Source organism: Bradyrhizobium valentinum (genome assembly GCF_001440405.1).
In the GTDB taxonomy this organism is placed as follows: Bacteria; Pseudomonadota; Alphaproteobacteria; order Rhizobiales; family Xanthobacteraceae; genus Bradyrhizobium; species Bradyrhizobium valentinum.
Genome location: NZ_LLXX01000221.1, coordinates 340 through 12,885, shown reverse-complemented (window position 1 = coordinate 12,885; position 12,546 = coordinate 340). Strand labels below are relative to the sequence as shown.

The following is a 12,546-nucleotide window of genomic DNA, read 5'->3' as shown; positions in this document are numbered from 1 at the left end:
TTGAAACTTCGATCGATAAACGCCAAGTCGGCCCCTGAGGCGATCGGCGGCTATTCCCAAGCCCTGGAAACAACGAACAGCGTCCGGCGGCTTTATATCAGCGGTCAGATTCCCATGGCTCGCGGGGGCGCGGTGCCGCACAGTTTTGCTGAGCAAGCGAGACTTGTATGGGCCAACGTCATTGCACAGCTCGAAGCCGCAGACATGACGATCGGCAATCTTGTGAAGATTACGATCTTCCTGTCCGACAGAAAATACGCGCTCGAAAACCGTCAAGCGCGACAAGAGACTTTGGGTAATCACGCCCCCGCGCTTACAGTCATCATTGCAGGAATTTTCGACGAAGCCTGGCTATTGGAAATAGAAGCCATTGCCGAGGCGTAACTGACATCACCGGATATCAACCGCCAGAACGGCGAATGCAGCCGCTTCGCTCCATCCGGGCCCGTTACCCCATCTATGTTGCCGACGCAGGACGCCGACCTGCGGTGGTCGCGATCCAAATGCCTGCGAAGACCGTCACGATGCCGGCAACAAGATTCCAGCGGAGCGGTTCGTCCAGCAATACCGCGCCAACCAGCGACGCGGTGATCGGATTGACGGTGACCGAGATCGCGACTCGGGTCGGCGTTGTGCGCTCCAGCGCGAATGCCCACAAATAAAACGTCAGCGCGCTACCGAAGGCGCCGAGATAGAGCGCCGCCAGCCAATGCGGGACCTCGAAAGCCGCAACGGGCGTAAAACTGCCGCGCCAGTGCGAGATCAGGACAAGGCATAAAGCCCCAACCCCCATGGACACCGTCGTAAAGGGAATCGGCCCGGAGCGAGCGATGAATGGCTTGGACCAGATGCTGTAGAGCGCCATACACAGGGCTGCCGCGATCATCAGGAGATCGCCGCGCCAGGCTCCCGACGGCGCGGAAGCAAGGCCCGACAGAAGAGCCAGGGCAACTCCGAGCGTTGCGGTCACGACACCGATCGATTTGCGCACCGTAAGGCCTTCGCTGCCGAGCAGCGCTCCCACGACCATCGTCAGCAGCGGAAGCGTCGACAAGGCGAGCGCGCCCCTCGCTGCTGTCGTGAAAATCAGAGACGCATTGAACAGGATCGGGAACAGGGCGAAGTACAGTACACCCAATCCGGCGACGCCCGACCAGTCGCGGCGCGGCGGCCACCGGCCGCCTTGCAGAAGCGCCGCCGGCAACAACAGCAGAAACCCGATGCCGAACCGGAATGAACCGATCGCCAACGGATCAATTGCATTCACCAGATAGCGGGTTGCCGCAACCGAAGTTCCGCCTAGACCGCTCGACAGGACTGCTGCAACCACGGCCCACGTCTCGTTCATGCATTTCCCCTTACGACTTGCGGACAAGGTACGGAGGGGCTACTTATCAAGAAATGGAATTTTCCTGATAAGAGAAATAACGTTTAGTTATGAGCGTACCTCTCCTCGATCCTGAGCTGTTGAAGGCTTTCGTGGCGGTGGCTGACAGCCGCTCCTTCACGCGCGCCGCTAGCCAGCTTAACCGGACCCAGTCGGCCGTAAGCATGCAGATCAAGCGCCTTGAGGAACGCCTTGGCGTGGAGCTGTTCAACCGCACCAAGGCCAATGTCGACTTAAGCTCCGCGGGCGAAGGGCTGCTCGGATACGCGAGGCGCATCCTGACGCTGAACGACGAGGCCGTCGGCAAGCTGCGGGAGCGCAAGATTGAAGGTGTTGTGCGCCTGGGCGTGATGGACGACTATGGCACCTTGATCGTTCCGCCCTTGCTGGCAAGCTTTGTCGCCTGTTATCCGCTGGTCCATGTCGAGATGGAGACAGGACTCACATCTTCCATGCCCTCGCGCCTCGGCAATGCCTATGACCTCGTCATTGCGATGCATCCGGAGGGAAGTGGCGAGGGCGAATTCCTGCGGCGCGAACAGGCTGCGTGGGCAACCGGTGCATTTCACCCTGTCGAGCAACAGAACCCGCTGCCGCTTGCGCTTTATCCGCAGGGCTGCCTGTTCCGAAAATGGGCGATCGAGGCGCTCGATGCCGCCAAGCGACCGTGGCGGTTGGCTTTCGTCAGCCACAGCCTTGCAGCCGTCGAGTCGGTTGCGGCGCAGGGGCTTGCGGTGACCGTCGTAAAGGCAGGTACATTTCCGCCGAAGCTGCGCCCCCTGTCGGAGCGCGACGGCATGCCGCGACTACCGGCTGCGGACATTTGCATGCATCGCACCGCGAATCTGTCACGGGCGGGCAAGCTACTCGCGGATCACTTGCGCTCAACCATATCAAACCATCTTGATGAAATCTCGGTGAGGCGCGCAACCCGCGACGCCATCCCGATCGCCTTCAACTGAGCGGATCACGTGAATATTTCATTGTATGCCATCTCGGTCTGGGTGCTCCCGCTCCTCATCGCCATCACGTTTCACGAGGCAGCGCACGCCTTTGTGGCATACAAGCTCGGCGACAATACCGCCTGGCAGCTTGGCCGGGTCAGCTTCAACCCTTTCAAGCATATCGATCCGTTCGGGACCCTGATTCTTCCGGGCCTGCTTTTGCTGGCACACTCTCCGTTCCTGTTCGGCTACGCCAAGCCGGTCCCGGTGAATTTCCGGAACCTTAACCATCCGCGGCTCGACATGGTCTGGGTGGCGCTCGCCGGGCCCGCCACCAACATTATCCTGGCGATCGTCGTGGCGTTTGCCTTCCACGCCCTGCCCCTGGTGCCGGCAGAGGCCGCCAAATGGACTGCGGATAACCTCAAAAACGCTTTCCTGATCAATATCGTGCTGGCGATCTTCAACATGATGCCGATCCCGCCGCTGGACGGCGGCCGGGTCGCCGTCGGGCTGTTGCCGCAGGTGCTGGCATACCCGCTGTCGCGCCTGGAACCCTATGGGATTCTGATCCTGCTCGGTCTTCTGATCCTGCTTCCCATCATCGGCGCGCAACTCGGCCTAAATCTTGATGTTATTTCGGCGATACTGCGGACACTGACCGGTTATGTGATCAGCGCGCTTCTCTTCATCACCGGCAACGCTTAAGCTTCAGATAGAAACAACGCAGGGAAGAGCCGACCGGGGCCATGGCGACAAAAGCTGCCGATATGTTGATTGCACGACGCGCCGATACCCGTGCGAGGGCAGATTTTGCAACCTGGCTAATGATGGCCAAGCTCAACGGTTTTTCTGCCCTGCCCGCCGAGGCGCAGACCTTTCTTGAAGGCTACCGGCAGTTGCTGGCGAGGATGACCGAGGCGGACGCATCGGAGGCCACCATCCAGCTCATGTACAAGAGCTACTATGCCGAGATGGGCGGCTCCGGAACGCCACCCGAGATTCCTTCGCGCGCGAGCGAGCCGGTCGCCGATACCGGCAAGGTCACCGCGTTCCGCCGCCCGCCCGCACGCCCGAAGCCAGTCGCTGCGAGATCGACGGAAAAGCCGCGGCTCCCGGTGGCACTGATTTTTATCTGCCTTGCCATCGTCTACGTCAGCATTCGCTACTTCTGGCGCTGAGGCGGACGCATTCCCGCACCGGTTGAAAGTCCGCGATACAACCGCTTCATGGCCACGCCGCGTAGGACGGGCCGCTGCGCGCGTGCTCCAATCGTATCTGCCGGCGATAGTTGCCCGGTGAAGCTCCCCGATACTTGCGGAAGAAACGACTGAAGTAGGCCGGATCGCGGAAACCCAGACCGTATCCGATCTGCTCGACGGGAAGATCGAGCTGCTGCAGCCGTGTGCAGGCTTCGCGCACCAGGCGCTCGTGGATGATCGCGCGCGGGCCGCAGTTCTTCTCGCGCTGACAATGGGCGTGCAGCTTGTCCGACGTGACGCCAAGCGCGTCCGCATAGCGCGCCACTGGCCAGCCGTCGCGATAATGCAGCTCGACCATCTGCAGGAAATTGCCGACCAGGGCCGGACCGCCGCCCCGCGCAGCCATCTCGTGGCGCTCATCGTGCGACGCGCTGAGCCGCCAGAGCTGCAAACACAGCAACAGCAAATGCGAGGAGATCAGCGTCGCACCGCCAAAGCCCGGCGCGCGAAGCTCCGCCACGATGGCGCGGCATGACTCAGCGATCGTGTCGAGAGATGGCGGAAGCGCTTCGCCTGCGATCAGCGCGACACGCTCGGTGGTCCTGCGCAGATGCAGCGCCTCGGCATTGCCGGCGACGATCTTGATCAGGAAATCGTCCTCCACCGACAACAGAAACCCGTGCGCGCCCGGGCCAACACCTACCGTCGCATCGATGCTGCCCGGCAGCCAAAGCAAAGCCGGCGCTTCAAGCGCAACGCCGGTCCCGTGCCAAGACGCGCGGCCGCGATCCGATTGCAGCAGCAACAGATGCGCCCGGCGCTCGGACTTCTGGCGGATAACCCACGATCGTGCCGCCAACGATGCCGAAAATGCCTCCGCACGCACCGCCAGCGCAATGCTAACCGGCAGTCCGTTCAGCGCTGGTGATACCGACATGACCCCGCCTCCTGAGACAATCCGCCGCCAGTAAACCGGGGCCTTTGCCAGAAAAGTACAATCTTTCCCCGGTTTCGTCCAATTCCAAGCCTCCCAGGACCTCCCCTAACGTCAGGGCGATCAGAGCGCCAGCCAATGGCGCCACCGAAGCATCCCCGGGAGGAGAACATGACGACATTTCTGACGCGGCGCGCCGCCCTGTTCGCGGCCGCCACCTGCGCCGCCACCCTCGGCCTGACCGCCATCGCCGAAGCGCAGACCTCGATCAAGATCGGCTATGCGATTTCGCGCACCGGGCCCAATACCGGCGGCGCCGCTGTCACCACGATCCCCAACTACGAATTGTGGGTGAAGGAGGTGAACGCCGCTGGTGGCATCAAGCTCGGCGACAAGCGCGTCCCGATCGAGGTCGTGCAGTATGACGACCGCTCCAACGCCGAAGAGGCCGTGCGCGCGCTCGAGCGGCTGATCAACCAGGACAAGGTCGATTTCATCTTGCCGCCATGGGGCACCGGTCTCAATCTCGCGGTCGGCCCGACGCTCAACCGGGAAGGCTATCCGCATATCGCCGCGACTGCCGTGACCGACCGCGCGCCCGAACTCGCCAAACGCTGGCCCAACAGTTTCTGGATGCTCGGCACCAGCGGGGATGCCGCCAGAACACTCGTCGAACTGCTTTCCAAACTCCGCGACGAAAAGAAGATCGGCGACACCGTGGCGATGGTGAGCATTGCCGACGGCTTTGGCATCGACCTGTCGACCGCAGCGCGGCCGGCGCTCACCAACGCAAAATTCAAGCTCGCCTACGACAAGAGCTATCCGATCGGCACCCAGGATCTCGCCCCTATCATCAACGAGGTGAAGGCGCTCAATCCGGATGTCTTCATCGCCTTCAGCTATCCGCCGGATACGCTGGCGCTGACCGAGCAGTCGCGTATCGCCGGGCTCAATCCGAAGGTGTTTTATACCGGCGTCGGCACCGCGTTCCCGCTCTATCGCCAGAAGTTCGGCAAGAATACCGAAGGCGTCATGGGCATCGGCGGCTGGAGCGGCGACAGCCCGGCAATCAAGGACTATCTCGCCCGCCACAAGGCCTCCGCCAACGGCGCCGAGCCGGACCGCTGGGCGAGCGCGGTCACCTACGCCAGCCTGCAGATGCTGCAGCAGGCGATCGAGCGCGTCGGCAAGATCGACCGTGCCGCCGTGATCAAGGATCTGCAGACGGGCACGTTCGAAACCGTGATCGGCAAGGTCAAGCTCGAGAACAACATGCCGACGCGCTACTGGTGGGTCGGCCAGTGGCAGGATGGCGAGTTCTACGGCATCGCTCCGGCAAAGAACGAAGGTGCGCGCGCCGCGATCGTGCCGAAGCCGGCGTGGATGGCTCCGTAACCTCGAACCAATACGGCCGGTCCAGTCATGACGATCGCCATTCTGACCGGCCTGATGCTGGGCGGCATGTATGCGCTCATCGCCATGGGGCTTACGCTCCAGTACGGCGTTGCGCGCATCATGAACCTCTCCTACGGCGAGTTTCTGATCGCCGCCGCCTTTGCATCGCATTGGCTGTTCACGGGCTGGGCGATCAGTCCGTTTGTCGGACTGGCGGTGGTCGTCCCCCTCGCCTTCGTGCTGAACTTTGCGATCTATAAGTTGCTGCTGACGCCGCTGGTGCGCCGCGCGCCGAACCGCGATGCGCTCGAGGTCGACAGCATTCTCGCGACCTTCGGGCTCACCTTCGTTATTCAGGGCTCGATGCTCGCGCTGTTCGGCGGAGCCTATTACAGCTATTCCTTCCTCGCCTTCCCGGTGCAGTTTGTCGGCGAGACCGTCGCGGCCAACCGCCTCGCCGCGCTCGGCATCACCATCCTGCTTGGCCTCGCGCTCTATCTGGCCCTGACGCGCACCCGCGCCGGCACCGCGGTACGCGCGGTCGCGGTCGATCCCTTTGCCGCCCAGCTTGTCGCGATCAACGTGCCGCAAGCTTCCGCCCTAACCTTTGCATTGGGCGGCGCGCTGGCGGCCGCGGCAGGTGTGCTGATCAGCACATTCCTAACCTTCAGCGCATCATCCGGCGTGGTCTTCACGATGAAGGCGTTGATCGTCGTCGTGATGGGCGGCGTCGGCAACATGCTGGGCTGTCTGGTCGCAGGGCTGGCGCTGGGTCTGAGCGAGGCACTGGTTGCCTCCTATGTCGATCCCGGCCTCACCCTTGCCGTCAACTTCGCCCTGTTCCTCGCCGTGCTGCTGGTGAAGCCGGCCGGCCTGTTTGGCAGGGCTACGCGATGAGCGCGAAAACCGCAGGCCTCGGCGTCGGCGCGCTCGCAGCCCTTGTCCTGCTGGCCTTTGTGCCGCGCCTTGGCAACGCCTACTACCTCGCGCTTGCCATCAGCCTTCTGCAATATACCGTGCTCGCGACGGCCTGGGGCATGTTCTCAGGCCCGACGCGCTACGTGTCGCTGGCAACAACGGCGTTCTTCGGCGTCGGCGCCTATACCGTCGCTGTGCTCGGCGAAATATTGCCTTGGCCGCTGGTGCTGCTGATCGCAGCGGCGCTCGGCGCCATCGTGGCTGCCATTGTTGGGCTCTCGACGCTGCGTCTGAGCGGCGTCTATTTCGTCATCTTCACGTTCGGGCTGACCGAACTGATACGCCAGCTTGTGGTGTGGTTCGAAGTCAACAAATCGCGCGTGCTTGGACGCTATGTCTTCGTCGACATCACCCAGGCCGATATTTACTGGCAATTGCTGGGGCTCACGGCCGCCGTGTTCCTGCTGGGCTGGCTGATCGCGCGCTCGCGCCTCGGCTTTGCGCTGCGGGTGATCGGCGAGGACGAGACCGTCGCAACGCATTGCGGGATCAATACCACCTTCGCCAAGGTCGCGCTGTTCACGATCAGCGCCACGGTCATGACGCTGGTCGGCGCAATCATGGCGCCGCGCTGGACCTATATCGAGCCGTCGATCGCCTTCAATTCGATGATCTCGTTTCAGGTGCTGATCATGGCGCTGCTCGGCGGCGCGCACCGGTTGTGGGGGCCGGTACTTGGCGCCGTGCCGCTGACGCTACTGTTCGAACTCCTGAGCGCGCGTTTTCCGAACACGTTCACGATCATCCTCGGCTGCATCTTCCTGCTGATCGTCTACATGCTGCCGCGGGGCGTCGCGGGACTGTTCGAGAAGCTGTCGACGACGCCGGGCGGCAAAACCACGGAGCGGGTGGCCGCATGAGCCAGGACACCGCAACGCGGGTTCTCGAAGTCGAAGGCCTGCGGCGCGCCTTCGGTGGGCTGGTCGCGGTCAATGATCTCGGCTTTGCCGTCGGGCAAGGCGAGATCATGGGCCTGCTCGGGCCCAACGGGTCGGGCAAGACGACGGCGCTCAATCTGATATCGGGCGTGCTGCGTTCCGACGCAGGCACCATCCGCCTGATGGGCCAGAACATCGCCGGCCTCGCCTCGTACCGGATCGCCCGGCTCGGATTGGCGCGGACATTCCAGCTCGTCCGCGTGCTAGACGGCATGGACTGCCGCGAGAACATCAAGGCGGGGCTGGCGTTCCAGAAGCCGCATGTGCCCGCCGCCGAGGCCGAGGTCCGGATCGACGCCCTCCTCGACCGCGTCGGCCTTGCCGGGCACGACCGGCGGCCGGCAGCCGACCTCACCTATATCGACCGCAAGCGCCTGGAGCTTGCCCGCGCCCTTGCCGCGAAGCCGCGGTTGCTGCTGCTCGACGAATGGCTCGCCGGGCTCAATCCATCCGAGCTTACGGTCGGCATCGAGCTGATCCGATCGTTGAAGGCGGACGGGATCACCATCGTGCTGGTCGAGCATGTGATGAGCGCGGTTCGCGCACTTTGCGACCGCTGCATCGTCATGAGCAGCGGCCGCAAGATTGCCGAGGGCGCGACTGCGGACGTGCTGAGCGATGCGGCGGTCGTCAAGGCCTATCTCGGCGGAGTGGCCGCCGATGCTTGAGGTCGCCAATCTCAGCCTGGCCTATGGCCTCCACCGCGCGCTCGACGGTGTCGCCCTCGATGTCGGACGCGGCGAGATCGTAACCATCCTCGGCGCCAATGGCGCCGGCAAGACCTCGCTGCTAAAGGCCATCGCCGGCGTCGTGCGTACGCTTCCGGGCAAGCAGGTGCGCCTCGGCGGCCGCGATATCTCGGCGCTTGCCGCGCACGACATCGTCGAATGCGGGCTGGCGCTGGTGCCCGAGGGCCGCGGCATCTTCGGTGACCTCTCGGTGAAGGAAAATCTCCTGCTCGGCGCCAATCCGAAGCGCGCCCGCGACGGCGAAACTGCCCGGCGCGAGCAAGTGCTCGAACTGTTTCCGCGCCTGCGCGAACGCGCCGCCCAGATCGCCCGCACCATGAGCGGCGGCGAACAGCAGATGCTCGCCATCGGCCGCGCGCTGATGTCCAATCCGGATATCCTGCTGCTCGATGAGCCGTCGCTCGGGCTCTCGCCTGCCATGGTGCAGGAGCTGTTCGCCACGCTGCGGCGGGTGCGCGAAGCAGGTGTCGGATTGCTGCTGGTCGAGCAGAACGCGCAGGAGAGCCTGCGGATCGCCGACCGCGGCTATGTGCTGGAAAACGGCGTCATCGTCGGCCACGGCACCGCCGATCATCTGAAGTCCGATCCCGCCGTCCAACGCGCCTATCTCGGCGGCGCGCCGCCGTCCGCCGCACCATCACCGTAACGCTACCGCCCAAGGAGAAGGCCATGTACGAAATCTCGCTGCTGCTCGAGAGCAAGGATGTCCCGGCGTCGAACGGCGAAACATTCGATCGCCTCAACCCCGTCACGGGTGACGTCGCAAGCCGCGCCGCGGCAGCCCAGATCGCGGATGCGAAGCGCGCGGCCGACACCGCCGCCGCCGCCTTCCCCGCATGGTCCGCCACCGGCCCGAATGCCCGGCGCGCGATCCTGCTGAAAGCCGCCGATCTTCTGGCGTCGAAGGCGGCCCAATTTGTCGAGCTGATGGCGGCGGAGACCGGGGCGACCGCGGGTTGGGCCGGCTTCAACGTCCACCTCGCCGCCGGTATGCTGCGCGAGGCGGCCGCCATGACCACGCAGATTTCCGGCGAGGTCATCCCCTCGGACAAGCCCGGCTGCATCGCGATGGCGGTGCGCCAGCCCGCAGGGGTGGTCCTGAGCATGGCGCCGTGGAACGCGCCGGTCATTCTCGGCGTGCGCGCCATCGCGCTGCCGCTCGCCTGCGGCAATACCGTCGTGCTGAAGGCGTCCGAAATCTGCCCGGGCACCCACCGGCTGATCGCCGAATGCCTGCGCGACGCCGGCCTGCCGCCGGGCGTCCTCAACGTCATCACCAACGCGCCGGAAGATGCGCCGGCGCTAATCGAGATGCTGATCGGCCATCCCGCCGTGCGCCGGGTCAATTTCACCGGCTCGACGCGGGTAGGTCGCATCATTGCTCAGGTCGCGGCCAAATATCTCAAGCCGGCGCTGCTCGAACTCGGCGGCAAGGCGCCGATGATCGTGCTCGACGATGCCGATATCGACGCCGCGGTGGCCGCTGCGGCGTTCGGCGCCTTCATGAACCAGGGCCAGATCTGCATGTCGACCGAGCGCCTCGTCGTCGACGAAAAGATCGCCGACGCATTCGTGACCAAGCTCGCGGCGAAAGCGGGATCGCTGGTCGCCGGTGATCCCCGCAAGGGCAATGCGCCGCTGGGATCGCTGATCGGCACCGATGCCGCGGCGCGCATCCAGGCCCTGATCAACGACGCCGTCAGCAAGGGCGCCAAGGTGGTTGCGGGGGGACGCAGCGAAGGTACGCTGATGTCGGCGACCGTGATCGACGGCGTCAATTCGTCGATGCGCATCTATGGTGAGGAGTCGTTCGGTCCGGTGGTCTGCGTCGTGCGCGTCAACGGCGCGGACGAAGCCGTGCGCGTCGCCAATGACACCGAGTACGGACTGTCCGCGGCCGTGTTCGGCCGCGACATTGCCCGCGCTTTCGAGGTCGCCAAGCGCATCGATTCCGGCATTTGCCATGTCAACGGCCCCACCGTTCACGACGAGGCGCAGATGCCGTTCGGCGGCGTCAAGGCGTCGGGCTATGGCCGCTTCGGCGGCAAGGCCGGCATTGCCGACTTCACGGAATTGCGCTGGATTACGATCGAGACCGGGCCGCAGCATTATCCGATCTAGAGCTTCGTTTCTGACTGCGTCAGAACCGAAGCTCTAGATTCTTGTTTTGACGCGTTTTCTTCACGCGAACCGGCGTCCACTTCGCTCGAAAACGCTATAGCGTGAATGCGAGGCGTCAGCTCTTGGTCTTGACGCGGAAGATCACCGGCAGGGTGAAGGTCAGGCCTTCGTCGGCGATCACAGGTGGCGGCATCGGCACCGGATCGGAGCGCCGCACCATCGCCAGCGCTGCCTCGTCGAAGGCCGGATCGCCCGAGCCCTTTTCGATATCGGTCGAGAGCACGTGGCCCATGCGGTCGAGCGTGAAGCGAATCTGGATCTCGGCGGATTTCTGCTGCCGCTCCTTCGGGTAGCGCTTGTGCTTGTCGAGATGCGCGACCAGTTCCTTCTGCCAGGTCGCGCGCACGCGTCGTGCGCTCTCGCCGGTGCCGATCACCGGCGCGACGGAACGCTGTCCTTCCGGAATGTCCTCCGAACTCGGCGTTGCGGTCGCCTCCGAGGCGACCGACTCGGGGGACGCCTGCGTTTGCACCGCCGCGATCTTCGGGTCGTCCTCTTTCGGTTTCTTGGATTCGGTCTCCGTCACCACCCGATCGGCCTCTTCGGGCTCGGTCGGCTTGTCCTGCGGGAGATCGGTTTCCTTCGCCTCCGCATTCTGCTCAGGAAGCGGCGGCGAGTGCGCGGCAGCATCGGTGTCCGGCCCTGGCGGCAGGTCGGTCACCTCGCGGCGCACCGCGGCCATTTCGAGCCCGACCTCGATCGCCGTCGCGCCGAGGGCGTCATCGGCTTCCTCGGTCTGCAAATGCGCAATCGCCAGCGCTGCCCCGCCGATGTGAAGCGCGAGCGCAATCACCGCGGCCGAAATCCAGAGCCGCCGGGATGGCTTTTGCTCGTCGAGACCGGTCAAGGTTTTGCCGGCGCAGCTTGCGCCGCCGCTGCTTCGGGAACGCCTTCGAGCGCAACCAGCTTGAGTTTGGAATAGCCGCCGGCGCGCAGGATTTCGAGCACGTTCATCAACTCGCCATAGGGTACGGCGCGGTCGGCACGCAAGAAGATGTAACGCTCCTTGCTGGCGTCCGGCATCGCATCGAGCGAGCGTACCAGATCGACGCGCTTGACCATGTCCTCCCCGATCGCAACCGAGAGATCCGGCTTAATGCTCACGTAAGTGGGCTTGTCCGGCTTCTTCTGCGGGGTTGCGGTCGACGTCGGCAAATCGATCGGCAGGTCGACGGTCGAGAGCGGCGCCGCCACCATGAAGATGATCAGGAGAACGAGGATGACGTCGATGAACGGCGTGACATTGATCTCGTGCGATTCCGCGAAATCGCTGTCGTCATCGTGGTCGTGTTCTGCGATCGACGCGCCCATCGCCTACTCCGCTGCCGCCGCGCGCGAATGCGGGCCGCCGTGTGAACTGACATGGGTACGGTCGAGGTCGCGCGACAAGAGCCGCCCTGCGGCGCCCGAGGCACGGCTGACCAGCTCCAGATAGCCCTTGGTCACGCGCGCGAAGTGATTGTAGATGATAACGGCGGGGATCGCCGCGACGAGACCGATAGCGGTCGCGAGCAGCGCCTCGGCGATACCGGGCGCTACCACCGCGAGATTCGTGGTCTGCGATTTCGAAATGCCGATGAAGCTGTTCATGATGCCCCAGACCGTGCCGAACAGTCCGACGAAGGGCGACGTCGCGCCGATGGTTGCCAACAGGCCCATGCCGAGCCGGATCCGTCGCGCCTCGGCGCGCACGATTTCCGCAAAGCTCGATGCGGCGCGCTCCTTGATGCCGGCGTCGCTTGAGATGCCCGCCGACAGCCGCGCTTCGCGCATCGCCGCCTTAAGGAACGACGCCAGCACGCTGCCCTTGGCGCCCAGCGCGAATTGCGCTTCTGCCA

The 12,546-nt window shown here is 64.2% G+C and carries 15 protein-coding genes; 10 read left to right on the top strand and 5 right to left on the bottom strand.

Annotated features, from left to right (window positions below):
* Window positions 1-384 carry a RidA family protein gene (locus tag CP49_RS38115; RefSeq protein WP_057855281.1) on the top strand — a complete coding sequence of 128 codons (384 nt, stop codon included), beginning with the start codon at window positions 1-3 and terminating at the stop codon, window positions 382-384.
* A gap of 73 nt (window positions 385-457) precedes the next feature.
* On the opposite strand, the gene CP49_RS38110 is transcribed toward CP49_RS38115, so the two are convergent.
* Window positions 458-1,348 carry a DMT family transporter gene (locus tag CP49_RS38110; protein ID WP_057855229.1) on the bottom strand — a complete coding sequence of 297 codons (891 nt, stop codon included), beginning with the start codon at window positions 1,346-1,348 and terminating at the stop codon, window positions 458-460.
* 89 nt (window positions 1,349-1,437) lie between these two features.
* Between CP49_RS38110 and CP49_RS38105 the strand changes: the two genes are divergently transcribed.
* From CP49_RS38105 to CP49_RS38095, 3 genes are all read left to right on the top strand, one after another.
* The gene (locus tag CP49_RS38105; protein WP_082646456.1) at window positions 1,438-2,349 is read left to right on the top strand and encodes a LysR family transcriptional regulator; all 912 of its coding nucleotides are present in this window, start codon (window positions 1,438-1,440) and stop codon (window positions 2,347-2,349) included.
* Between the two features lie 9 nt (window positions 2,350-2,358).
* On the top strand, window positions 2,359-3,039 hold the full coding sequence (locus CP49_RS38100; protein WP_057855228.1) for a site-2 protease family protein: 681 nt from the start codon (window positions 2,359-2,361) through the stop codon (window positions 3,037-3,039).
* Window positions 3,040-3,101: 62 nt separating this feature from the next.
* Entirely contained in the window at window positions 3,102-3,512 is a 411-nt protein-coding gene (locus CP49_RS38095; RefSeq protein WP_057855280.1) for a hypothetical protein, read from the top strand.
* Window positions 3,513-3,558: 46 nt separating this feature from the next.
* Here the strand turns inward: CP49_RS38095 and CP49_RS38090 are convergent, their stop codons facing one another.
* The gene (locus CP49_RS38090) at window positions 3,559-4,470 is read right to left on the bottom strand and encodes a helix-turn-helix domain-containing protein (RefSeq protein ID WP_057855227.1); all 912 of its coding nucleotides are present in this window, start codon (window positions 4,468-4,470) and stop codon (window positions 3,559-3,561) included.
* A 168-nt stretch (window positions 4,471-4,638) separates the two neighbouring features.
* Between CP49_RS38090 and CP49_RS38085 the strand changes: the two genes are divergently transcribed.
* The 6 genes from CP49_RS38085 to CP49_RS38060 are packed head-to-tail and all read left to right on the top strand — an operon-like array spanning window position 4,639 to window position 10,648.
* On the top strand, window positions 4,639-5,862 hold the full coding sequence (locus tag CP49_RS38085) for an amino acid ABC transporter substrate-binding protein (RefSeq protein WP_057855279.1): 1,224 nt from the start codon (window positions 4,639-4,641) through the stop codon (window positions 5,860-5,862).
* Between the two features lie 27 nt (window positions 5,863-5,889).
* Window positions 5,890-6,759 carry a branched-chain amino acid ABC transporter permease gene (locus CP49_RS38080; RefSeq protein ID WP_057855226.1) on the top strand — a complete coding sequence of 290 codons (870 nt, stop codon included), beginning with the start codon at window positions 5,890-5,892 and terminating at the stop codon, window positions 6,757-6,759.
* Window positions 6,756-7,700 carry a branched-chain amino acid ABC transporter permease gene (locus tag CP49_RS38075; protein ID WP_057855225.1) on the top strand — a complete coding sequence of 315 codons (945 nt, stop codon included), beginning with the start codon at window positions 6,756-6,758 and terminating at the stop codon, window positions 7,698-7,700. The genes CP49_RS38080 and CP49_RS38075 overlap by 4 nt, the downstream gene beginning before the upstream one ends.
* Window positions 7,697-8,446: an ABC transporter ATP-binding protein gene (locus CP49_RS38070; RefSeq protein WP_057855224.1), complete on the top strand. Its 750-nt coding sequence runs from the start codon at window positions 7,697-7,699 to the stop codon at window positions 8,444-8,446. Before CP49_RS38075 ends, CP49_RS38070 begins: the two co-directional genes overlap by 4 nt.
* Window positions 8,439-9,173: an ABC transporter ATP-binding protein gene (locus CP49_RS38065; protein ID WP_057855223.1), complete on the top strand. Its 735-nt coding sequence runs from the start codon at window positions 8,439-8,441 to the stop codon at window positions 9,171-9,173. Before CP49_RS38070 ends, CP49_RS38065 begins: the two co-directional genes overlap by 8 nt.
* Before the next feature lie 23 nt (window positions 9,174-9,196).
* Entirely contained in the window at window positions 9,197-10,648 is a 1,452-nt protein-coding gene (locus tag CP49_RS38060) for an aldehyde dehydrogenase (protein WP_057855222.1), read from the top strand.
* Window positions 10,649-10,763: 115 nt separating this feature from the next.
* Here the strand turns inward: CP49_RS38060 and CP49_RS38055 are convergent, their stop codons facing one another.
* The 3 genes from CP49_RS38055 to exbB form a co-directional block, all read right to left on the bottom strand.
* Window positions 10,764-11,555 carry an energy transducer TonB gene (locus CP49_RS38055; protein ID WP_057855221.1) on the bottom strand — a complete coding sequence of 264 codons (792 nt, stop codon included), beginning with the start codon at window positions 11,553-11,555 and terminating at the stop codon, window positions 10,764-10,766.
* Window positions 11,552-12,019: a TonB system transport protein ExbD gene (exbD, locus tag CP49_RS38050; RefSeq protein WP_057855220.1), complete on the bottom strand. Its 468-nt coding sequence runs from the start codon at window positions 12,017-12,019 to the stop codon at window positions 11,552-11,554. The genes CP49_RS38055 and exbD overlap by 4 nt, the downstream gene beginning before the upstream one ends.
* Window positions 12,020-12,022: 3 nt before the next feature.
* The coding region (gene exbB / locus CP49_RS38045; RefSeq protein WP_245311081.1) for a tonB-system energizer ExbB at window positions 12,023-12,546 on the bottom strand (524 nt) is incomplete at its 5' end.